20 protein-coding genes and 1 CRISPR repeat array (1 of these 21 cut by a window edge) are annotated in these 22679 nt (G+C 69.4%); of the genes, 17 read left to right on the top strand and 3 right to left on the bottom strand.

Annotation, left to right across the window (positions count from 1 at the left end; genetic code table 11):
* Nucleotides 1-19: 19 nt before the first annotated feature.
* A complete protein-coding gene (locus ACIBF7_RS44335) occupies nucleotides 20-1033 on the bottom strand; it encodes a hypothetical protein (RefSeq protein ID WP_397199849.1) in 1014 nt (337 codons plus the stop codon).
* 54 nt (nucleotides 1034-1087) lie between these two features.
* Here ACIBF7_RS44335 and ACIBF7_RS44330 point away from each other — a divergent pair, with 54 nt between their 5' ends.
* The 5 genes from ACIBF7_RS44330 (at nucleotide 1088) to ACIBF7_RS44310 (ending at nucleotide 5847) form a co-directional block, all read left to right on the top strand.
* A complete protein-coding gene (locus ACIBF7_RS44330) occupies nucleotides 1088-1474 on the top strand; it encodes a hypothetical protein (RefSeq protein WP_397199848.1) in 387 nt (128 codons plus the stop codon).
* A 37-nt stretch (nucleotides 1475-1511) separates the two neighbouring features.
* A complete protein-coding gene (locus ACIBF7_RS44325; RefSeq protein WP_397199847.1) occupies nucleotides 1512-2357 on the top strand; it encodes a hypothetical protein in 846 nt (281 codons plus the stop codon).
* Nucleotides 2354-3907: a YfjI family protein gene (locus ACIBF7_RS44320; protein WP_397199846.1), complete on the top strand. Its 1554-nt coding sequence runs from the start codon at nucleotides 2354-2356 to the stop codon at nucleotides 3905-3907. The genes ACIBF7_RS44325 and ACIBF7_RS44320 overlap by 4 nt, the downstream gene beginning before the upstream one ends.
* Nucleotides 3908-4322: 415 nt before the next feature.
* On the top strand, nucleotides 4323-4874 hold the full coding sequence (locus ACIBF7_RS44315; RefSeq protein ID WP_397199845.1) for a chorismate pyruvate-lyase family protein: 552 nt from the start codon (nucleotides 4323-4325) through the stop codon (nucleotides 4872-4874).
* A 745-nt stretch (nucleotides 4875-5619) separates the two neighbouring features.
* Nucleotides 5620-5847 (top strand): hypothetical protein, encoded by a 228-nt coding sequence (locus tag ACIBF7_RS44310; RefSeq protein WP_397199844.1) that lies wholly within the window; start codon nucleotides 5620-5622, stop codon nucleotides 5845-5847.
* 206 nt (nucleotides 5848-6053) lie between these two features.
* On the opposite strand, the gene ACIBF7_RS44305 is transcribed toward ACIBF7_RS44310, so the two are convergent.
* A complete protein-coding gene (locus ACIBF7_RS44305) occupies nucleotides 6054-6290 on the bottom strand; it encodes a hypothetical protein (protein ID WP_397199843.1) in 237 nt (78 codons plus the stop codon).
* A 622-nt stretch (nucleotides 6291-6912) separates the two neighbouring features.
* The gene (locus ACIBF7_RS44300) at nucleotides 6913-7719 is read right to left on the bottom strand and encodes an SAM-dependent methyltransferase (protein WP_397199842.1); all 807 of its coding nucleotides are present in this window, start codon (nucleotides 7717-7719) and stop codon (nucleotides 6913-6915) included.
* A gap of 276 nt (nucleotides 7720-7995) precedes the next feature.
* Here ACIBF7_RS44300 and ACIBF7_RS44295 point away from each other — a divergent pair, with 276 nt between their 5' ends.
* From ACIBF7_RS44295 to ACIBF7_RS44240, 12 genes are all read left to right on the top strand, one after another.
* The gene (locus ACIBF7_RS44295) at nucleotides 7996-9660 is read left to right on the top strand and encodes an MFS transporter (protein WP_397199841.1); all 1665 of its coding nucleotides are present in this window, start codon (nucleotides 7996-7998) and stop codon (nucleotides 9658-9660) included.
* A gap of 9 nt (nucleotides 9661-9669) precedes the next feature.
* Nucleotides 9670-9873 carry a hypothetical protein gene (locus tag ACIBF7_RS44290; protein ID WP_397199840.1) on the top strand — a complete coding sequence of 68 codons (204 nt, stop codon included), beginning with the start codon at nucleotides 9670-9672 and terminating at the stop codon, nucleotides 9871-9873.
* Entirely contained in the window at nucleotides 9870-10637 is a 768-nt protein-coding gene (locus ACIBF7_RS44285; RefSeq protein ID WP_397199839.1) for an SDR family oxidoreductase, read from the top strand. The genes ACIBF7_RS44290 and ACIBF7_RS44285 overlap by 4 nt, the downstream gene beginning before the upstream one ends.
* Nucleotides 10638-10681: 44 nt before the next feature.
* Complete coding sequence (locus ACIBF7_RS44280; RefSeq protein WP_397199838.1) at nucleotides 10682-11842, top strand: isochorismate synthase MenF; 1161 nt, start codon at nucleotides 10682-10684, stop codon at nucleotides 11840-11842.
* Nucleotides 11843-11895: 53 nt separating this feature from the next.
* On the top strand, nucleotides 11896-12558 hold the full coding sequence (locus ACIBF7_RS44275; protein ID WP_397199837.1) for an isochorismatase family protein: 663 nt from the start codon (nucleotides 11896-11898) through the stop codon (nucleotides 12556-12558).
* Between the two features lie 102 nt (nucleotides 12559-12660).
* Nucleotides 12661-14244 (top strand): thiamine pyrophosphate-binding protein, encoded by a 1584-nt coding sequence (locus ACIBF7_RS44270; RefSeq protein ID WP_397199836.1) that lies wholly within the window; start codon nucleotides 12661-12663, stop codon nucleotides 14242-14244.
* On the top strand, nucleotides 14241-15545 hold the full coding sequence (locus ACIBF7_RS44265) for a hypothetical protein (protein WP_397199835.1): 1305 nt from the start codon (nucleotides 14241-14243) through the stop codon (nucleotides 15543-15545). The genes ACIBF7_RS44270 and ACIBF7_RS44265 overlap by 4 nt, the downstream gene beginning before the upstream one ends.
* Nucleotides 15538-17106 (top strand): RNA polymerase sigma factor, encoded by a 1569-nt coding sequence (locus tag ACIBF7_RS44260; protein WP_397199834.1) that lies wholly within the window; start codon nucleotides 15538-15540, stop codon nucleotides 17104-17106. Before ACIBF7_RS44265 ends, ACIBF7_RS44260 begins: the two co-directional genes overlap by 8 nt.
* Nucleotides 17107-17139: 33 nt before the next feature.
* Nucleotides 17140-18483 (top strand): hypothetical protein, encoded by a 1344-nt coding sequence (locus tag ACIBF7_RS44255; RefSeq protein WP_397199833.1) that lies wholly within the window; start codon nucleotides 17140-17142, stop codon nucleotides 18481-18483.
* Between the two features lie 880 nt (nucleotides 18484-19363).
* The gene (locus ACIBF7_RS44250) at nucleotides 19364-20959 is read left to right on the top strand and encodes a type IV secretory system conjugative DNA transfer family protein (RefSeq protein ID WP_397199832.1); all 1596 of its coding nucleotides are present in this window, start codon (nucleotides 19364-19366) and stop codon (nucleotides 20957-20959) included.
* Complete coding sequence (locus ACIBF7_RS44245; protein WP_397199831.1) at nucleotides 20956-21525, top strand: hypothetical protein; 570 nt, start codon at nucleotides 20956-20958, stop codon at nucleotides 21523-21525. The genes ACIBF7_RS44250 and ACIBF7_RS44245 overlap by 4 nt, the downstream gene beginning before the upstream one ends.
* 28 nt (nucleotides 21526-21553) lie before the next feature.
* On the top strand, nucleotides 21554-22321 hold the full coding sequence (locus ACIBF7_RS44240; protein WP_397199830.1) for a nuclease-related domain-containing protein: 768 nt from the start codon (nucleotides 21554-21556) through the stop codon (nucleotides 22319-22321).
* 87 nt (nucleotides 22322-22408) lie between these two features.
* Nucleotides 22409-22679: direct repeats of the CRISPR family, unit length 28 nt; unit sequence GGACCATCCCCGCGTGCGCGGGGAGCAC (it continues 672 nt past the right edge of the window).

Genomic DNA, 22679 nt, shown 5'->3' with positions numbered 1-22679 from the left:
CCTCATTCCCGATTCGCGGCTAGATGCCTCCGACCTTTTTTGCTTCCTGGTAGTCCTCGACGCTCACCCCCAGTTCTGCGGCCAGTTCCTCAGCGGGCTGCCGGGGTTCTCGGCCTAGCCAGTGCAGGGCTATCCGGGCCGCTAGGCTTTCCAGGTGATCCTGGCGATCTTCCGGTTCCCGGTCGCTGATCTGCCGCAGCCTACGGTCGATTTCCTTCGTGACCGCGTCGGTGGGATGTGTGGTGCCGCGCTCGTAAGCGTCGATGACACCGATGGCGGCCTCCTGCATCCTGGTGCGCACCAGCGCCTCAGTGACGTGGTAGATGAGGTCCGGCACCACCCGTACCGGGGTGCTCGGGATCTTGGTGGTGAACAGCTCCCGCAGGTGAATGAGGTCGGCCACGATGCTGTGGCGCCGGCGGGCCTCTTGCGCTGGTGGGGTCAGGTCGCGCCAGTCGCCCATGGCCTGCAGGATCCGGTGCAGCGTGGCGTAGCCGGCCGTCGCCTCGTGCCAGGAGTCGGCGTCCCGCCAGAAGGCAATCGACTGCTCGGCTGTGTCCGGGTCGACTCTTCGCTGCGCCAGGAAGCCCTCGTAGGCGGCGCGGCTCTGCTCTTGGGCCAAGCGGTGACGCAGGCGGGCCCAGGCCAGGAGGAAGTGGGCGTACTGCTCTGTGGCGTTGCGGCCTTCATGGGAGACCGTACGGCTCAGGTCGTGCAGGTCCCGGCCTTCGGCGTCGTCCATGGGGAGCGGGAGTTCTTCCAGGGCGATGCCGAACACGCGGGCCAGCGCGATGGCCTCGTCCACGCTGATCGCACGACGGCTGCCGTCGGGCTTGGGGTTGACGATCTTAGAGATGGCGGACTGGTGGGTGGGACATCCGGCGTTGGTGAGCTCCTGGGCCATGCGTTCCTGTGACCAGCCGCGGCGGCGCATCTCCCAGGCGATGCGCAGGGCGACGTTCTCCTCACTGAGGCTGCGCACTCCCGACTGATTGGGCTGGTCTGGATCACTTCGTTTCCCGGCTGCCGACACGCGTCACTCCTTGACACCATCCGAGCTTCATCCTGAAGGGATGGAATATTACCAATGATCGGGTTGATCGGCCACCATCGATCATGCCATCCTGATCGCGAGCGTCAACCCATCCCATTCGCGATGAACCGCTCGGCGCTGTCCGACACGGTCCAGGCGGATCCCTCATCAGAAAGGCGCGTCCTCATGGCCGAGGCATTGACTACAGCGGAACTGCTTGCTCTGCCCGTCACCGTCGACATCGTGACCGCCGCACGAGCGTTCGGCATCGGCCGGACCAAAGCGCACGAACTCGCCCGCAAGGGCGAGTTTCCCTGCCCCGTCCTCCGGGTCGGCCACACCTACCGCGTCGGCCGCGCCGCCCTCCTTCGCTGCCTCGACATCGACGACCCCGCACTCTCGCCCGCGCCGCCCGCTCAGGCAACCGACCTCGCCTCTTGAGCCAGGTCGCCCTATGAACTCCCCGTACGCACGGATCTTGCAGGCGCTCTACGACAGGACCGGCTACGCCCCCCGCGGCTCACGCACTCAGAAGAGCGCGGTCTGTCCCGCCCATGACGATCGACAGCCGTCGTTGTCCGTCGGCGTCACCAGCGACGGCATCGTCATGATCACCTGCCACGGAGGGCCGAAATGCCCCGTCCAGGACGTCATGCAGGCGCTCGATCTGCCCATGTCCGCCCTATGGCCCGAGCAATTACGAAACCCACACTCCCCCAGGCGCTCTGGCGATCGCTGGATGCCCTGCGGTCACGACCGGGTGGCCGAGTACCTCTACCAAGACGAACAGGGCACCGTCCTGTACGGCGTCGCCCGGTGCAGCCGGAAAGGGAACGGCTGTCAGGGTTTCCGCCAGTGGCGACCCGACCCAGCCAAGCGCTCCGGCCGGCGCTGGAGCCTGTACGGCGAGGACGGCAGCATGGCTGTGCATCTGGTGCCCTACCACCTGCCCGACGTCATCACCGCCGTCCGCGAAGCCCGGGTCGTGATGATCGCCGAAGGTGAGAAGGACGTCGAAGCCCTCCGCGCGCATCCGGGGATCACCGCGACCTGCAACGCCATGGGAGCCGGGAGATGGCAACCGGACTTCGCCCGCTACTTCCACGGCGCCGACGTCTCCATCGTCGCCGACCGCGACCAGGCCGGGCGTGACCACGCCCAGGCGATCGTGCACAACCTCATGCCCGTGGCCCGCTCTATCTACGTCCTGCAGGCCCGGCACGGCAAGGACACCTCCGACCACCTCTCCGCCGGTGGCACCATCGGCGACTTCATCGAGGTCTGGGCACCCAAGCCCTACACCCTCCAGGGAATCGGCGGGTGACCGCCGGAAGCGGGCCGAACTGGGCCCCCGACATCACGAGACCGAGCGAGAAACCACCAGCCGAGGCGGAAGATGCCTGGGACGAGGTCATCCCTCTCGGCTCACGGCTCGTACCGCCCCCGTTCCCTCTCGACTGCCTGCCGTCGTGGCTGGAAGAGATCGTCAAGGCAGTGGCCGAAGAGACCCAGACCGCCCCCGACATCGCCGCGACCTTCGCCCTGGGTGGCCTGTCCACCGCGGCCAGCGGCAAAGCCGTGGTCCGGGTACGCGGCGGCTGGCACGAGCCGCTCAACCTCTTCCTCGCCGCGATCGCCCCGCCCGCCACCCGCAAGTCGGCCGTCTTCCGGGCCATGACCGCGCCGCTCTACCAGGCCGAGGAGCAACTCGTCATCGCCTGCCGAGCCAAGGCACGACAGGCCGAACTGCTCCGGTCACAGCTGGAAGAAGCCGACAAGCAAGCCAGAACCAAAGCGGTACGCAGCGGCTCGGCCAGCGACCTGGCCGAGGCCGAGTCCACCGCTCTGGCTCTCGAAGAAGCGGTCGTCCCACCCGAGATCCAGCTGATCGCCAAGAACGTCACTCCCGAGGAGTGCTCCACCATCCTGTCCGAGCAGGGCGGCCGACTGGCCATCTTGTCGGCCGAGGGCGACCTGTTCGACATCGTGTGCGGCCGTTACAGCAACGGGGTGCCCGCGCTGACCCCGTTCCTCGAAGCCCACGCCGGCGACGTGCTCAAGGTGAACCGTCGCGGCCGGGCCGAGTACGTGCGCTCCCCCGCCCTGACCATCGCCGTGTGCATCCAACCCACCGTGCTCACCTTCATCGCCCAAAAGCCCCGTCTGCGCGGCCAGGGCCTGCTGGCCCGGTTCCTGTACACGCTGCCGAAGGACACGGTCGGCTACCGCAAGAGCGAACCCGACCTCGTCCCCGACGAGGTCGGGCACGCCTACGAGCGGAACATGACCCACCTGGTCATCAGCCTCGCCGAGTGGGAGCGGCCCCAGATCCTCGCACTGTCCACGGAGGCCACCAAGCTCGTCACCGAATTCCAGGACGAGATCGAGCCCAAACTCCGAGCGGGCGTCGGCGAGCTCGACAACCTGCGCGACTGGGCAGGCAAACTCGTCGGCGCCGCCGTCCGCATCGCGGGCCTGCTGCATCTGGCGAAGCATCTCCACGACGGCTTCCGTAAACCCGTCACCGAAGAAACCATGCGCCATGCCGTCGAGATCGCCCGCTATTTCATCGCCCACGCCGCGGCCTGCTTCGGCGCGATGGCGGAAGACCGGCACACGCAACTGGCCCGGGAGGCCCTGGCATGGATCACCAAGAACGAGACCGTTATGAAGGCCCGACAGTTCAGCCAGCGCGATCTGCACCGCGGCATGCAGACGAAGCTCAAGGACGCCTCGACTGTCACCGCCGTGCTGTCGCTGCTGGACGCGCACGGCTACATCCGGGCCCTTCCGGAAGCGGCTCGCGGGTCGCGAGGTGGGCGCAGACCTTCCCCGAAGTACGTCGTCCATCCTGCGCTCTTCGCCCAGCCGTGACAGAACGGCCACAACCCGCACGACCTATGGAAACAGCCGAGACAAATGGTCCGACAGAACGGTGACGAAATCACCGGCAGCGACAGAGCGCCTTCCAGCGCGTCGTATACGCCTTCAAGCCCATGCGCGAGTGCGGTTCTGTCATTCACCCAGACCATTCGTCAGCGTTGCGTCGTCATACAGCCAAGTGCCAACGAGCCCGGTCACAGCAGGTGGGCGGTTCCTGTCACTTCTGTCATCGCCTCAAAGTCTTTAGTGACAAGATGTGGAAATTATCAATAGTTGAGTTCGAATCGTCCTTAGCATCTGGTTGCCACCCTCGGCCTCGACTTAAGACGCCCCCAGAAGGGCCCCTTCAACCACCTGCTCCACGTCCGGCACCGGCACTACCGCCTCTCACGGATTGAGGACCGCGATGACCTCCTTACCTCTCTCCTTAAGCGGTGACCCCACCAAGGTCGCCGACGTCTTGGGCAATCTAGACGGCTCTACCACGCGTTTCCTGGCCGCCCTGCTCGACCAGCCGCTCAAGGCTCGGGTTATTCTGCAGGCTCGGCGACCCGCGGTCACTGCGTTATCTCGGGAGTGCTGCCTACGCATGGGTTTCGCCGTCGACGACATCGCGTTGGTGCGCCGCTCCCAGCTGATCATCGACGCAAGAGATACGGTGATCTCGGCCAACAAGGTCGTCCTCGATGTCGGCCATCCCTTAATGGCCGATCTCGACCTTGGCACCGACATTCCGCTCGGCTACCTGCTCGGCGAGATCGAGCAACGCCGGGAGATCCTTAAGCGGGGTGTGCGGCCGTGGTCATGGGGATGTCCCGATCCTTTCAGCACGACCCGGGCCAGTGCCTGGCGCTCGTATTTGATCATCAACAGCGGCCAGCCCCTCTGCCATGTCGAGGAGGTCTTCCACCCCGATGTGATCTCGCCGCCGTCTGCTGCATCCGGTCCGAAACTCTGACGATCGCCTTGCACGGCTTCGGTGAACGTCGGATGCTGTCGCTGGTCTTTGGTCGACCGGCCCTTGGCGCTGTCCCACGCGGCTGCCGGCGCGGCCGCGGCGACCAGCTTCTTGTCCTTGCCCTTCAACAGCAGCCGGCCGTTCTTGCCCTCCGACAGGGTCAGGCCCTCGTCCTCGACGCCGACCCGCAGCCAACGGTTTCGACGGCCGCTGGCGCAGCACCACCTCGTGCCGGAACCCGTCCGGCAATGCTGTTACCACCAGATCGGCACCCGCGCCGGTGGCGTCGGTGTAGGTGGCCACGCTGCCCTTTTATCGTGGGCTTGGGCCGCGACGTCCGCTTCGCGAGGCCAGCGCGGACCTTTCCCTCGGTACGCCGTCAGCCCTCTGCTCTTCGCAAAGCCGTGACAAAACCGCTACGGCGGTGATGGCCTGGGGAAACGGCTGGAACAAGAGGCAAGACAGAACGGTGACAGATCTCATGACAGTGACAGAACCTCTCCCCTCGCTCGTCTTCACCCAGAGCTAAAGGCGGGAATCGGGTTCTGTCATTCACCGAGCAGATTCGTCGTGGTTCTGTCGCTGTTACAGCAGACGCCAATGGCCCAGATCAGAGCGAACTACCGGCGTACTGTCAGTTCTGTCATCAGCTTCAGGAAACGAGCCACGAATAACGGGATGCCGGAGACTTTTCACCGTCTCGAATATCCCCAGAAGAGAACATCACCTTGATATAATCGTGCACATGGAGGCCAGCGCCTTACGAGTGGAAAATTCGCACACCATCCATCTGGCGGGCACCAGCGTCGACCGCTACGACGTAGAGCTCCCCGCACCGGCCTGTCATACGGCGATCGCAGGCTGGGATCCGCGACGGCTGCGCGCCTCGACAGCGCCGGTGAACTGCCGCCGGTGTCTGCGACTCATCGAGCGGCAGCAACTTCCAGCCATCCTTCAGGACGCAATCTTCTGACCGTTCGCGGGGTAGTCGGACTGCGCGACCGGCAGACAGCCGACGAGCCGAGTCCGACGGCGGAAGCGTCTCACCCCACGCAGGTGAGACGCTTCGCCGTGGCAGCAGCCGTCAACCGGCGGTCTGGTCAAATCTCGAGGCGCACGTGACGCCTCACACCCTGACCAGTTCGTGCGGCGCCCACTGGGCCGTAGCGCGCAGTCAGACTAGGTCGGCCTCCGATTGATCTCGATGACCGGCAGCAAGGCCACCTGGCCGGTGTGCTGATTTGCCGGAAGTGTGGGCCCGGCGGAGGTAGGGACGCCGGCGAACTGGCCGAGCAGCTGGCCCAGGGCAGTCTGACCGTCGCCGACCGCGGCGCGTTCGTCGTCGGTGAGCGGGACGGCGGCAAGCATGCGCTGCTGGTTGCCCTCGCCCTCCAGCAGCAGCGCCTTGGAGACCAATATCCTGTCCAGGGCGCGTCAGGCCGGGCTCACCTGGCGTGAGATCGCCAGCGCGCCGACCACTCGTGTCAGGGACGAATGAATGCTGTGCACTTGATTGACCCCGTGTTGCCCCAGCAGAAGCGGAGGCCGTTCGGCTCGCCGCTAACGCCGTAGGTGTAACAGGCGCTCGTGGCCAACGGAGGCCCGTTGTACCGTTGGAGGCGGCCGTCCCGGTATCGCACCGTTGCCCAAATGGGAGGACCGCCAAGCAGCCTGCATGCGCTCACTTCCAGGTGATCGCCCGACAGCTGTGCGAATCCGATGTCGGTACCGACGCGCACTTGGTGAGCTTGCGCAGCCGGAGTCGCGGCAAGCATCGTCCCAACGGCGACGGCAGCCACCATCGACGCCCGCACGCCTCGGGCTTCCCTCAATCTCATGCTGGCTCCTCTCCTCGGCACTTCGCTTTCTGCCTCTAAAGGCTGCAATGCCGAAGATCCTGCAACCAGGACACCAGGAGGACTTTTAGCGGACATACCGGGGAAACGCCAGGTTCGGGGCACTTCAGGGCGACATCCGGGGGTGCGGCCCGCGTCCTGCCGTAGTGGGGGGAGCCACACCTGAGCCGAGAAGGCGGCCTTCAGCGTTTGCGGGCCACACCGCCCAAGACACGCACCCGCCCAGGAGTGAAGTCGTCGACAATGCTGTGCGGTTGCCAGCTTTGTACGTCCACCATGCCCGGCGGCAGCAGGTCCCAGTCCGGCTGATCGAAGAAACGGGCAATCTCCTCCACCGTCCGATACGTGATCGGGTTGCTGAGGTTGTTGGAGTTGGTCGCTATGAGAATCTTGTAGAGTTCCGGGTCCACGTCAGTCCTGCTGACATGGGAGAAGATCAGATAACTCCCGGACGGCGCCGCCTCCATCAGCCGGTAGACCACGCCGTAAGGGTCATCGGCGTCGGGCACGAAGTGCAGCACCGAGCACAACACGACCGCCCACGGCTGGGCGGGGTCCAGATGCCGCGTGGTCTCCGGGTGGCTGAGGATGCCGTGCGGGTCTCGGACGTCAGCCTGGATGTACCGGGTCCGGTCATCGCCGATGATCAGTGCCTGGGCCTGCGGCAGCACGCTCGGATCGTTGTCGACGTAGACGGTCCGCGCGGACGGGGTGACCGACTGGGCGATCTCGTGCACGTTCTCCTGGGTAGGCAGACCGGAACCGATGTCCAGGAACTGGTTGACGCCCTGTTCGGCGAGGAAGCGGATGGCACGGATCAGGAACTGCCGGTTGGCCGTCGCGATGGTCTTGATCTCCGGCGCGTAGGTCAATCCGCGTTCGGCGGCGTCCCTGTCGATCTGGTAGTTGGTCGTGCCGCCCAGGAAATAGTCGTACATCCGGGCGGGAGAGGGAGAGGACATCTCTTCGTCGGGCTGTTGCGTGCGCACGCCACTCCTCGAGTCACAGGGTGAGTTTCTCTGACATCGGGCCCATCAAGATCATAGTGAGATCTCGTACGAGTTGGCGAGAAGAAGATCCCTTACATCGGCTTGTGATCGCATTTAACGAACCCACACGCTGACCGGAGGTTCGCGACCGAGGGGCACCCTGATCGAAACCTCGCCGCGACCGGCCCAACACCGGCTCTTCCTACCTTGCGGCAGGTGACCACCGAGGTAACGAGCAGCCCGTCCCCCGTCGCCGACTCGCCCGCCCGACTGAGCTTGCCTCACCGCCCACGGTACGGAGAAACCAAGCCCCCTACACGAGAGCGGCCGAGACCGACCGGCCGCCCCTTGAGCCAGGCCCGTCCCGGCCTCCACCCCACCCGGGGCGGGCCTGCCAAACGCTCCGCCGGCAGCCACCGTGTCCGCAACGGCCGCGGGCTGCTGCTCATCGCGTCCTGTGCGGCGATGGCGGTGGTCATGGCTGATGCGGGGGTGACCACGCTGGTGGTCGGCGAGTTGGCGGCCGATCCGATGACCGATCAGGTGCCGGCGTCCCAGCTCACCTGGGTCAACGTGGTCAACTTCGCGGCCATCGCGGCGCTGCTGGTGGCTGCGGGCCGGTGGGCTGATGCGCTGGGTCGGCGCGGTGTGCTCGCGGTGGGGGTGGTGCTGTTCAGCCTGGGCGCCATCGCGGTCGCGTGGACAGGCAGTTGGCCCGTGCTGCTGGGTGGCCGGCTCCTGCAGGGGGTCGGCGCGGCGATGATGTTGCCGACCTCGCTCGCCCTGCTGCTGGGCGAACTGCCTGCTGCCCGCCGCCGCGGCGCGCTGGCGCTCTGGAGCGGCTGCTCTGGCCTGGGGGTCACGGTGGCGCAGGGCGGTGGCGGTGCGCTGATCGCCGCTCACGGGTGGCGAGTCGCCTACCTGTGCAGCGCGGGGCTGGCGATCACGCTCCTGGCGGTTGTCCCGCTGCTGCCCAAAGGCCAGACCCGGACGGCCCGGCCCGAGGTGGTGGGCACGCTCGTGCCCGCTGCCGGGATCGCGGCGGCGGTGCTGGCCATCTGGCACGGCGGCCAGTGGGGCTGGACCTCGCCGCAGACCGTGGGCTGCATGGCGGTCGCCATGGCGGCGGCGGGCGTCAAGCTGGCGATCTCGCTTCGCCGCGCCGCAGACGGGCAAGCGCTGTGGCGCCGTCCGGGGGTGGCCGTCAGCACGGTCGCGTCGGCCCTGTTCGGGGCGGTGCAGTACACGGTCTTGGTGATGACGCCGCTGTACCTGCAGCAGGTCCATGGGTTGCGGGTCGCGGAAGCGGGCTGGTGGCTGATCTCGATCTCGCTGGCGGTGCTCGTCGCCGCACCACTGGCGGGCCGGCTGGGGCGGCGGTGCGGCACTACTGTGGTGATCTATACAGGGGCGATCGCCGTGGTGGCCGGGTGCACGCTGTTGCTGGGCGTCGGCGAGCTGTCGGCCTGGATGGTGCTCGCGCTGGCGACTATCGGCGCCGGGATCGGCGCGCTGGCCACGGGCACCTTTACGGCGGGCACTCTGGCGGCCGAGCCGCGGCAGTTCGCCACGGCGGCCGGCGTGGTGACCGCGGCTCGCATGGTCGGTGGGGCTCTGGGGGTCGCGGGCTCGTCCATGCTGCTGGAGCAGCCCGTCATGTCCGGCCCGCCTGCCGGTTTCACCACGGTGCTCGTCGCTGTCATCGCCGTTGCCTCCCTGCTGGCGGGCGCTGCCGTCTGCACCGCGCTGCGCGCCGCCCGGGGAGCTCATTGCAGGGCGAAGACGAGGCGTGTCCCGTCCGAGCAGGAAGTACAGGAGCTGCATCGGCTGCTGGCCGAGCTGCGCGCCGCCCTCGTCCAGGTGCGCAGCGAAGCCGACTACGAGCTGTCCCGGCTGACCTCTGGTGTCCGCCCCGCGTACTCGCTGTCCCTTCACTCCTAGGAGAACCTCGTGCCTCAACATCGCGGCGACCAACTGGGTGTCCCCCTCCCCCGCCCTGCCTCCGACGCCCCTGGGGTGACGACGGCGCGCATCCCGGTGCTCAACGTGGCGTCCGCTGACCGGTTGTGCCGGCTGCAGCGCGTCCGCAACGTCTGCCAGAACGCGATCATCGCCATCGACGCGGCGCTCGACCGTCAGGGCGACACGGGATGACCATCTCATCCGGTGGGCACGTCACCGGGGTCACCGGCCGCGTCGCCCTGGTGACCGGAGCCTCGCGCGGCATCGGGGCCGCCGTTCGCGACCGCCTGGCCGCCGCGGGCACGCTGGTCGGCGCGCTGGACCTCGATATCGGCGAGCCGCAGGACCCGGCGCAGGTAGCCGCGTTCACCTGCGACGTACGGGATCCGGAAGCGGTCGAGGCAGCGGTCCGGTTGGTCGAGCAAGAGCTCGGCCCCATCGCCATCGCGGTCAACGTCGCCGGTGTGCTGCGCCACGGCCCGCTGGCTCAGCTGGGCGAGGACGACCTGCGCGAGCTGTTCGAGGTCAACGCCCTTGGCGTGATCCGGATCTGCCGGGCGGTGGCCGGGCCGATGGTGCGACGCCGCCAGGGGGCGATCGTCAACGTCGCTTCCAACGCCGGCCACGTGCCGCGCGTCGGCCTGGCCGCCTACGGGGCGTCCAAGGCCGCCGTCATCGCCTTCACCCGGCACCTGGCGCTGGAACTGGCTCATGCCGGAATCCGCTGCAACAGCGTCTCACCTGGCTCGACCGACACGGCCATGCTGTCCGCGCTCACCAGCGCCGACCGGGCGATCGCGGGCGACGCCGGCCGGTTCCGGCTGGGCATCCCTTTGGGCCGGGTCGCGCAGCCGGCCGACATCGCCGAGGCCGTGCTCTGGCTGGCCTCGGAGCGGGCCCGCCACGTCACCATGCAGGACCTCGTCATCGACGGCGGCGCCGGCCTTACCGGATAACCCCCATTCATCTCTTTGTTCTGGGAGGACGCTTCATCGTGATCGTGTCCGCACCACCACCGATTCCCCTGCGCACCCCTGAGCCGGGCGACGTCCCCGTACCGCTGCCGTTCGACTGCACCCCGACCTCCGTCGTGATGAGCACCCCCGCCCACACTCTGCTGGCCGACGGCGACGATCAGCAGGCGCCGGTGACCGGCCCGCTGACGGAGTTGCCCGGCCAGGTCGCCGCCGCCCTGCGCCGGCCCGGCATGGTCGCCGCCGGGCTGATCTCCTTCGACGCCGAGCACTCCCGGCTGGTGGTGTGCGGCGCTCCTCGCTGGTCGGATCCGCTGCTGGCCCCGTACTGCTTCGGCTGCCGCCACCCGGCATGGAGGCTCAAGCCCGATCCGGAACCGGCCGCCTACCTGGCGGCGGTGCGGCAAGCCCAGAACATGATCACCGCCGGGCGGCTGCGCAAGGTGGTGCTGGCGCGCAGCCTGCTGCTGGAGGCGGACCGGCCGCTGACGGTCCAGGAACTTCTCGCGCATCTACCGGGCCCGAACGCGCGGTACGTGTACGCCGCCCCCACTGGCGAGGACGGCGCCCTGATCGGCGCCAGCCCCGAGCTGCTCGTCTCCCGCCACGGCCGGATGCTGTCCACGACACCGATGGCCGGCTCAACCCGGCGCAGTTTCGACCCCACCGTCGATCAGGCGCGCGCGCTGGCCCTGCAGAGCTCGGGCAAGGACCTGCACGAGCACCGGGTGGTGGTCGACGCCGTCGCCCGAGCGCTCGCCCCGTTCTGCGAGCACCTGTACGTCCCGGCCCGGCCGGAGCTCACCGCCACGTCCACCATGTGGCATCTGAGCACGCCGATCACCGGGCGACTGCGCGATCCGGGCACGTGCAGCCTGACGCTGGCCGCGGCGCTGCATCCGACTCCGGCGGTGTGCGGCACTCCCGAGAACCTGGCCCGCGAGGTGATCGGCGCGCTGGAGCCGGTCGAGCGCGGCTTCTACGCCGGACTGGTCGGCTGGCAGGACGCGGCCGGTGACGGCGAGTGGGCGCTGGCGCTGCGCTGCGGCGCCCTGTCGGGCGACACGCTGCGCCTGCACGCGGGAGCGGGCATCGTCGCCGACTCCGAGGCGCAAGCCGAGCTCGCCGAGACCAGCGCGAAGCTCTCCACCCTGCTGCGCGCCCTGCGCATCCACACCGACCTGTGAAACCCCCGCGCGGCCGCCCCACCGGCGCGTGAACGGACGAGAGAGGAGCCGTCGTGGCGATTGCCGCCATTGCCCCCTACCTGCTGCCCGCCCTGCCCGACAACCGGCTGAACTGGACATTGGAGGCGGACCGCGCCGTGCTGCTCATCCACGACATGCAGCACTACTTCCTGCGCCCCTACGAGATGGACGCCTCCCCCATCGCTGACGTGCTGTCCAACCTGCTGTCCATCCGGCGGCGCTGCGCCGAGCTGGGGGTGCCCGTCGTCTACACCGCCCAGCCGGGCTCTCAAGACCCCGCCGATCGCGGCCTGCTGAGCGATCTGTGGGGTCCCGGCCTGACCGATTCCAAGTCGGACACCGACATCTGCGCCCCGCTCATGCCCGAGCCGAGCGAGATCTTGCTGGCCAAGCACCGCTACAGCGCCCTGGTACGCAGCCCGCTGGCCCGCCTGATGCGCAACTCCGGCCGGGACCAGCTGCTGATCGGCGGCGTCTACGCCCACATCGGCATCCAGGCCACGGCCGTCGACGCCTTCAGCGCCGACCTCAAGCCCTTCGTCCTCGGCGACGCGGTAGCCGCCTTCAGTGCCGATGACCACTCGGCGGCGCTGGCTTACATGGCCCGGCACTGCGCCCGCGTGGAGGCCACCGGCGAGGTGATCCGCGCTCTGCGCGGCTGCACGGCGCCCTCCCCTATGCGCCCGTTGACCTGATTCGGAAGGCGATCTCTCGTGCTCATTCCTCATCCACCGCCAGCCGGCGACAACGCGCCTGCCCTCCTGCCCCGTCCTGGCGCCTCTGCGCGGGGAGCGGCGGTGATCCCGGTGGCCGAGACGGTCAGCCAGGTGCTGGTCGCGCTCGGGGTCCGGACGGTCTTCGGTGCGGCCGTGGACGACTGCCCGCTCACCGCCGCGCTGGACGAGCGTGGCATGCGGGTGGTCTCGGCCCGGCGCCCGAGCGCGGCGACGACCATGGCCGAGGCCTATACCCGTGTCAGCGGACGGCCCGCGGTGCTGGCCTTCTCGCAGGGGTCGGTCCTGGCGAGCGCCATCACCGGAATCATGGAAGCGGCGCACAACCGTACGCCCTTGCTGGTGCTCGCGTGCCAGAGCCCGGACGGGCTCGGCGCGGCCCGGCAGGCGGCGCTGCTGACCGCCGCCGGGGCGCTCATCGAACCGGTCACCGACGCGGCCGAGACGGTCAGCGTCGTCGCCTGGGCCCTGCACGCGGCGCGTACCCAGCGCCGCCCGCTGGTGCTGACGCTGGCGAGGGAGGTGGTGGCGGCCTCCTGCCCGCCGCCGCCGGACGCCCTGCTGGCCTCGATCGGCGACCTGCGAGCCCTCGCGCCTCGGGTGCCGGATGCCGAGGCTGTCACCCGTCTGGCGGATGTGCTCGCCGCAGCGCGCCGGCCGGTGTTCATCGCCGGGCGCGGAGCCCGGCATGCCGGCCGGGAGTTGGAGGAGCTGGCCGAGCGGACGGGCGCGCTGCTGGCGACGTCCGCGGCGGCGCACGGCCTGTTCGCCCACCATCCGTGGGATGTGGGGATTGCCGGCGACTGGTCGACTCCGGCGGTCGCCGACCTGATCCGCGAAGCCGACGTCCTGGTCGGCTGGGGGTGTTCGCTGCATGAGCGGACCACCCGCCGCGGCGACCTGTTTGGGTCGGGTACCCGGGTGGCCCAGGTGGACATCGACCCGGCCATGCTCGGGGCCCGTCGCGGCCTCGAGTTCGGCGTGGCCGGCGACGTCGCCGCCACAGCCTCGGCCGTGCTGAAGAACCTGCGCACGACCCGTACGGGCTACCGCACCGGCGAGGTGCGCCGCCGCGTCGAGCAGTCCGGTTGGCATGACGTCGGCTACCAGCCGATCCTCCTCGACGGGCGCATCGATCCCCGGACGCTGTCGCAGCTTCTGGATGCGCTGCTGCCCGAGGAGCGGACGCTCGTCGTGGACCGCGGTGACTTCATGAGCTACCCGATCAGCCTGGTGCGGGTCCCCGACGCACAGGGGTTCTGCTTCTCACACACTTTCGAGGAAGCCGGGCTCGCCCTGGCTAGTGGCATCGGCGCGGCGCTGGCCAACCCGGACCGGCTGGCCGTGGCCGCGCTCAGCGACGCCGGCGCACTGCGAGCGGCCGCCGAGTTGGAGACCGCGGTACGGCTCGCGCTGCCCCTGCTGATCGTCGTCTACAACACCAGCGACGACGGCCCGTACGGGCTGGTCGACCTGGCGGCGCTCGCGGCCGGCTACGGGTGCGCGGCGGCCGTCGTCCGGCTGGGCCGGGATCTGAAGGCGGTTCGCGACTGGATGGCCGGGCCATGCCTTGGACCGCTGCTGCTCGACGCACGCATCGCCTCGGTGCGGCTGCCCGACAACAGCTCCTGGAAGGAGGCTTCATGACGACCTTCTACGTGCTGGATCAGCTCGGTACGTCGTCCGCGGCCCGACTGAGCCAGATCGATCTCGCCCCGGCAGGGCTTCCATCCCGCCATCTGACGGGCGGCTGGTGGCAAGCACCCGCCGACGGCGCTCCGCATCCGCTGCACAGGGCAGCCGGGCGGGCCGCCCGCCGCCAGCGGGAGCTGCTCAGCTACCTGTGGAACACCGACGTGCCGGTGGCCGACGTCGTGTGCGAGCGGGACCTGCGCCCCGGCCACGAGACCGTGACCGCCTACGGTGGTCTCCGCCTGAGCGATGCCGTCCATCACGTGTTCATCGGCGGCACCCCGCCCGCCGACTCGAGAGTGGACGATCTGCACGAGGTGACCGTCATCTCGGGCGGATGCCACTTCAGCACCCGCGCCGCCCGGCTGGTCACCGAAAGCGGTCGCAGCGTCCCCATCACCTCGCTGCGCCGCGATCAGGTCGGCGAACCGGTCGTGGGGCTGCGGCTGGACGACGATCTGACGGTCTCCGAGGCCGAGACCGCGGCCCGGCTGCCGGCCGTGGGCGCGGGTGTGCTGTCACGTGTCCCGCCCAGTGTTCCGGTCCGGGTGATGCTGGATGTGCCGGATACCGCCACCACGCTGACCTTGCTGCAGGCCGCGCAGCACGGTGAAGTCCCGGCGGGGCTGCTGCTGGAGTGGTGCGAGGCGGTCGCCGCCCGCCATCCCCGTCTGGTCGGCCTGCACGCCGAAAGCTGGCGAGCCGCCCTTACCTGCCCACCCTGGGTCCGGCCGGTGCGGGTGGAGGTCTCGGCCGAACTCGAAACTGTCGGCGCCTACCTGCGGCACGCCCTGAGCTGTGGCCGGGTCCCGTCGACCGCGGAGCTGGTCGACCTCGTCGCAGCCCAGGACCGGCTCTGGCGGCTGCTCGTGCAGGTCGCCCCGCCCACGACCCCGGTCGAGCTGGCCGAGCTCAGCTACGTCGCCGCCCAGCTGCGCGCCGCCGTCTCCACGCCGCACGCTCCGCGGCTGGCGATCGCGGTGGAGAACGTCTATGAGACCAAGATTCAGCAGCGCTCCAGCGCCTTGGCCCGCGCCTTACGCGCCGAAATGCCCAACGCCCGGTTCCCTCTGGTCGGGCTCTACCCGCTGGGCCGGCTCTGGGTCCGTGACACCGACGGCGCCATCCGGCTGAACCTGCACACCCACGACCCCGGCCGATGGGCGGTTGACGAGCACGGCCACAAGATCGACCTGATTCAGCTCGCCACCGGCCTGTACACGGCGGCGCCCCGTCCGCTGGCAGGTCATGGATGAACGGCGTGCGATCACCGTCCCGGTCATCGCGAAGCCGGCCGGTACCCCTTTCATTCCAGGAGAGCCGATGTGGCACTCGCTATCGGACAACGCCCGCGACGTCATCGAGGACCTGCGGCACCGCTACGGCGACCGGCTGTATGACTACCTGCGAACCGTGCTGAGCTCCGGCGAGGCCCGGCTCGCCCTGGCTTGCACGCTGGTGTCGGCCTGCGTGCACGCGGAGCGCGTGGTCGACGATGAGCACCTGCGCGCCTGGCTGTACGGGCTGGCTCGTGCGCATCGTACCTTGGCCGCCCAAGAGGGCTCTGCGTCGCACCGGGACCGGGACGGCCCGCTCGGTGAGGCGGGGGCCGGCCTGTCACCAGGCCAACGCGAGGTGCTCGATCTGGCCGTACGGCATGAGCTGTCCGACGTCGAGATCGCCTTGATCTTCGACGTCGGCGCGGTCCAGGTTGAGGCCCTTGTAGCCGAGGCACGCGAGCAGGTGGAGGCATGGCTTGCGGTGAACGCCGCCGGGGCTGACCTGGCCCGAGACGTACCGATCCTGACCGCGCCGGACACGCTGACCGATGAACTGCTCCTGGCCGAGCCGCTCGGCGAAGAGGAAGCGCTGTGGCGTGCGGACGAGTTTCCGGTTCAGCCATCGCTCCTGCCCGACGTTCGGCACACGCCCAGCATCCGGCTCCCGGCTGCGGCCGACGACCAGCCGTTTCGGAGCTGGGAGCAAGGCAGCGAGCATGTGGAGGAGTTCTGGCGGCGGCGCCCGGACGAGGCCGATCCCGAGGCCCGCCTGTCCTTGCGTCCTGTGGTGCCGGCGCTGCGGGTCTGCATGATGGTCGTCGGGGTGGTCGCGGGTGTGTCGCTTATCGGCATGGCCTGGTCGGGACTGCACCCAGCCCGCCAGGCACCAACCTCGGTTCCTGGGGCTGAGACGATTACCCTGATCGCCACGCATCCGCCGTTCGAGCCGGCGGTCGAAGAACCGCCCCTTGTGGCGACGTCCGCGCCCGTACCCCACCGCACCGGGTCTGCTTCGGACAACCGCGCCAGTGCCAAGCCCAGCCCCGCCGTCACCCGTACGGGCGATCCGGATCGGGCAACCGGGCGTACCGGCGTGCAGGACCCGACAGGTCGCGCCACCACGAGCAGTCGCCGGTTGCCCAAGCCCGCCGCGCCATCCGCGCGGGTCTTCCCGACCGGCATCAGCCTGGGCGCGGCGCGGACGGGCTCGTTCACCATCGAGTTCTCTCCGGGCAGCGGCCGCGTGGTTTCGGCCTCCGCCAGCGACGGCATGGTGGTCGACGGAACCCGCTTCATCGTCAGCGCGCCACAGGCCAAGCCGGGCTGCTCCTCGTCGAGAGGCGCAGGGACGATCACGCTCACCTGGCGCGCCACCAACACCGGCGACGGCAGAATCTCGGCCGGCACCACCACCGCGAGCGGTACGGCCACGGTCCACGTGAGCTGGACCATCGCGGCTGACAAGGGCGTCTGGATACCCACCGGCAACCACGTCGGCGACGGCCAGGGCCACTGGTCGAACTGCCCCCACGGCTGACCCTCTTCGAACGCCCTCCCTGGAGCATCCCAGATGAGACAGTTCTTCTCCGGCATCACCCGGCGAGAAGCGCAGTTCACCGTGGCCGGCAGCGTGCTGGCGCTCGTTGTGTGCATGCCGCTCCTGGCCAGGGCCGACCCCGGTATGGTCCCCGGCAACAGCCCAGCGGATCCCAGCGCCGAGCAGGCCATGGACGTACAGCGTGGCGATTCCTGCCGGGACCTGTTGCCTGCTGATACTCCGACCCACGTGGTCTGCTATTGGCTGACCCCACCGCAAGACGCCGCCGAGGTCGCCGCGTTCTGGGCCGCTGATGGCGGCGCCAACCTGGAGGCCGCCGAGCCGCTGTCTCCCACCGCCTCCGCCACGGTGCGTCCCAGCCCTCGCCGATCGGCCACGACGAGTTCGACCCCGGCCCCCACGCCGACGGCCACTCCCGTCGAGAGCCTGTCGCCCGACGCCACTGCAAGCCCTGCGGCGACAGACCAGCCGGGCACCACCGCGATCAAGGCCGCACGGGCGGCCGGGCTGCGTATCTGGGTGGAGAGTGACCTTGCGGACGACTATCTCGCCGGCGCCACGCGATTCCAGACAGCTCTGGACGCGCTCGCCGAGGCCGCCCGTCAGCCTGGCGTGATCGGTGTCAAGTTCGCCGACAACCTCGCCTACAGCGGGTTCGCGAGCGCGGACGACGTCGAGGCCTTTCTCAGCCGCACCGTTGATGCTTTGCGCCAGGCCGTGCCTGGTAAGCGGCTCGCGATCGGCGTGGTGGTGCCCGAGCTGGGCTGCGGCGCGGCCACCGCCTGCGTCGCGGCCATGCGGGACAAGGCGCCGCTGGCCACCAAGGAGCTCGTCGAGCGCTACATCAAGGCGAGCGCCGTCGAGCAGGTGTACGTCTCCAACGGGTTGTTCGCCTCCGCCTACCACCAGCATCGGCTGCGCGACCCGAAGACCGGCAAGCAGCAGCCCATCACACCCGCGATCGCCACCCGCGCCCAATGGCTGAGCATCAAGGCCCTCGACTGGGACACGCTGGCCCAGATCAGCTCGCGCGAGTACGGCCTGGCCCACAGCGGCACCGCCGCCCTCTGGGACGACGCCCAGGCCACGGCCCAGATCAACGCCCGCATCGGCACCGTCATCGGACTGGGCGTACCCACGGTGACGCTGTGGGGGCACCACGCCGTCGACGGCGGCCGCACCTACCGGCTGCTCGACGCCGACCTGGCGGGCAACCCGCTGTGGTCGCAGCTGATCCGCCAGCAATTGCGCGAGCGGCTCTCGGTGGTGTTTGACCCGCGTTCCACCGAGCTCGGCATCCGGCAGGACATCGCCGCCCTCAGCAAGGCAGCCGGCGAGATCTTCATCCTCGTGTGAACCACGTCGAAAGGGTGCGACACCTCATGCCGTCCGACCCTCCGAACCTGCCCGACGGCCGCTTCGACGGCGAAGAAGGCCCGGCCGCGTTCGCTGACGTCGGCGACGGATACCCCGTCGAACTCGGCCCGGACAGGCGGGACTCGTCTGCGGACGGCGGGAAACCGGACCCGCCTCTCACGCCGATCAACACACGCCGCCTGCACCACCCACCACCCGCACCTGCCACAGAGGACGAGGACGAGTTCGAGCCGGCCCGCACCGACTGGCGCAAGCTCATGCCTCTGACATTCACCCTGGCCGCCGCCATCGGCCTCGGCACCTGGCTGGCACTCGCCCCTCTGGGACAGCACACCACCGAACCCGACGAGCCTTTTTCGTACGTGCAACGCACCCCGCCCACCCGCCACCCACCGACAACTGCCGAGTCCAGCCCCAGCCCGACCTTCAGCGCGACACGCACATCGGTGTCCCCCCGCAGGACCGCCTCCACCAAGCCCCGCCCATCCCCCACCTCGTCGGCCAAGAAGCCCAGCAGGCGGCCATCCGACAGGCCTGTCAGGCGGGCATCCAGCAGGCCCGCCGTGACCGTCACCGAGACGGCACGTGCCGCACCCACCCGCACAGCCCGCACCCGTGCGCCCCGGCGCGCCGGGCCGGAGGAACCACCGGGCACACTGCTCGCTCCGACCTGTCTGACCTGGGCCGAATGCCACGACGGGCCTCCCCGGGGACGCCGATGACCACGGGGTTGGCCGGTAACGGCTGGCCGCAGTTCCCGCACACGGGCTTGCTTGTCGCTGCGGTCGCTGCCCTGATGGCCGCTTGGGTGGCCGCCGTAGCCGTCCACCGCCTGCGTAATCCGCGTCGCCGTCAAGGGTTGGCGTTGTGGTGGCGGCTGCGTCTGCGGATGTATCCGGGCGCGGGCTTCGCTCGCCGTCTGGAGCTCTACCTGCACTACGGGCTGCCGGCCGCTCGCAAGGTCGCCCGCCACGCGCGCCCGTCGGTGCGGGGCTGGTGGCGGCGGCGGTTGCTCGCGCACAGCGAGATCGCCCTGTTCCTCGGCTGGGCGCAGGGCTGGATCTTCCGTATGCGTACGTACGCCACCTTCGAGGACGGCCTGCTGTGTCTGGCTCCGCAGAAGGAGGGTAAGACCGCTCACCTGGCCGGGCGCATCCTGGACGCCCCGGGCGCGATGATCGTCACCAGCATCCGTGACGACATCGTCGGCCTGACCGCCGGGCTGCGCGGCGAGCGGCGGCGCGTCCACCTGTTCAACCCTGACCGGTTCGGCACCTGGGCCTCCACCGTCCGCTGGTCCCCCGTGGACGGCTGCCACGACCAGGCCACCGCGATCCGGCGAGCCGCGCACATGGTCGCCGCAGCGGAGACCGGCGGCGTATCCGACGAGGGATTCTGGACCAACCAGGCCGCGATGGTGCTGGCCTCGCTCATGCACGCCGCCGCTCTCGAACGGCTGACGATGGAGCAGGTCTACGCCTGGGCGCTGGACGAGGACCCGACTCCGTTGAAGATCCTCACCCGCCCTCGGCCGGGGCTCGACACCGACCGCGCCGCCGCCCTGGTGCGTCGATATCACGCCCTGCACGTCCGTACGCGCGACAGCATCTTCCTCACCCTCCGGCAGGTGCTGCGCTGTATGGACGACCCGGCCATCGCCCACATGATCTGCCCCGCTCCCGGCGAAGGGCTCGACCTGGACGATCTGCTGCGTCGTCGGGAAACCCTGTACCTGATCACCGGCGACGACGTCACCCCGGCCATCCCCGTGCTGTTCACCACTCTGGTCGCCGAACTCCACCACCACGCCCGCGCGCTTGCCTCCCGCCGTCCCGGACGCCGGATGGACCCGCCGGTGCTGTTCGTGCTGGACGAGGCTCCCGAGGTCTGCCCGATCCCCCGGCTGCCCGGCTGGCTGGCCACCGCCGCCGGCTCCGGCCTGGTTTTCATCGTCGCGGGCCAATCCAATGCGCAGTTCCGCCAACGGTGGGGGCCTGAGGGGGCCCGAACCATCTGGAACAACGCCAAGGCCAAGATGCTGTTCGGCGCCACCTCCGACCCCGAAGACCTCAAGACGATGTCCGAGCTGTGCGGCGAGATCGCGATGCCGTACTGGGAGACATCGATCGACGAGTCGGGCCGGCGGCTGCGCACCCGCCGCTGGGAGAACGTCCCCGTGCTGCCGCCTGAGCAGGCTCGCCGGCTGCCGACCTGGCGGGCCCTGGTCCTGCGCCGCAACGCCACCCCGACCATCGTCCGTATCGAGCAGATCTGGAAGCGTGCCGACTACAAGCGCTGGCGCAAGAATGGCCAGGTACCGTTGCCTCGCTTGGAGCCATCGCAGGCCACCTTGAGATCTTCCCTCAGACGGCCCGACCTGCCCGGCACCGTCCGCCGAAGGCCCCGTCTCGCTCGGCCCTGGCACATCCGCCGCCCCGAAGCGGACGACCGGTGAGCGATAGGCGCCACCAGGGTGGAGGCGACGCCCAGCCTGACATCATCACCGGTCTGGCCGCCGAGCTGGAAGAACTCGCCCGCACCGTCGCTCAGCTGAACGCCTCCTCCAGCGAGCCCCAGCCCTCCAAGGCCAAGGCGTCACCCAAGCGAAGCCAGCGCCCCTGGTGCTGGCCCCGGATGCCGCACGAGGAGAAGGCCGAGCGGCTGGCCGAGCTTGCGGACTGGGTCCGCGACGTGCTGTTCGCCTGGCCCGACGCGCCGCGGGCCATCCTGAGCTGCTGGCCCCGCCACTGGGACGTCATCGAGGAGCTGTCCATGCTGTACTGCGCCTGGCGCACCGCCTACACCTGGGACGGCGCCACATCCAGCGAAGCCGCCTACTACCTCGACCGGCTCCGGCCCAGCACGGTCGAACGCCTGCAGATCCGCATGCGGCCCTGCAGCCAACGCCACCAACCGGACGGCCCTCCACGCGACGACGTTGACATCGTTGACCGCACCATCACTGAACTGGACCTGCTGGAGAACCAGAGCGAGAACTGTCGGTCCCCATCCGTACCGTGAAGGCCCTGTCGGCGACGCCGAGGAGGACATGACGATGCCGAGCTCGTACGGATCCGCCGGCGCGTCCGCCCGCGCCCGCTACCGCACCCTCCAGACGGCCGACCGTACCCGCCGTCTGCTGGTCCTCCTGGCCGTCGCGATCATCGCCGGTGGGCTGGTGGCGTGGCTGAGCACCGTCTGGCTAGGGCTGATCGTCACCGTTCTCTCCTGCCTGATCATCCTGGTCCGGCAGAGACGTACGCACACGCCGGCGGCGGCCTGGCGCAAGGGCGCGGCAGGAGAGCGCGCCACCGCCCGCCGCTTGCGCACCCTGGAGTTGGCCGGCTACACCGTGCTGCACGACCTGGCGATACCGCACAGCAACGCCAACATCGACCACCTGGTCATCGGCCCGACCGGCGTGTTCGTCATCGACTCCAAGAAGTGGCACCGCCGCACTACTGTCCGAGCAGCCGCCGGCACACTCTGGATCGGCCGCACCCCGATCGACAAGATCGTCCGGCCGGTCCTCTTCGAAGCCCGCCGAACCGGCGAGGTCCTCAGCCAGGCGACAGGACGACGCATCGAGGTCACGGCAGTCATCGCAGTACACGGCTCCCGTTTGCCCCGCTTCCGGGTCATCACGGCTCGTGGAGCGACCCTGCTGCGAGCGGCCCGCCTCGTCGGCTGGATCACCCGCCACCCTCATCGCTACGACACGGTCGAGGTGTCCACGCTGACCAGCACCGCCACCACGCATCTGCAGCCCTACACTCAAGCGCCCGACCTCACGGACCCGCAAGAGTCCTTCGGCTGACCAGAGCCCATTGCGTTCTTGCTCAAGCGCGGGAGTTCCCGCTTGTGTGAGAGCAAGCCAGCACCCACGAGTTCCTCAATGCCTATCCCGACCATCCCCGCGTACACGGGGAGCACGGCCAGGGCGGCGGTTAGGCGCCACACGGCGGAGACCATCCCCACGCGCGTGGGGAGCACGAACTCGATGTCGTTGCCGATATTCCGGCGCGGGGACCATCCCCGCGTGCGCGGGGAGCAGCACGTGGACGACCAGGCCTTTCCGACCTTCGCGGGACCATCCCCGCGTGCGCGGGGAGCACATCACCGCGCAGTCCGCGCCCGTCACGATCACGGGACCATCCCCGCGTGCGCGGGGAGCA

It is taken from the genome of Nonomuraea sp. NPDC050478 (assembly GCF_044458265.1).
Classification (GTDB): domain Bacteria; phylum Actinomycetota; class Actinomycetes; order Streptosporangiales; family Streptosporangiaceae; genus Nonomuraea; species Nonomuraea ferruginea.
Note: the sequence above shows the minus strand (reverse complement) of the source record. Positions and strands in the feature narration are given on the sequence as shown.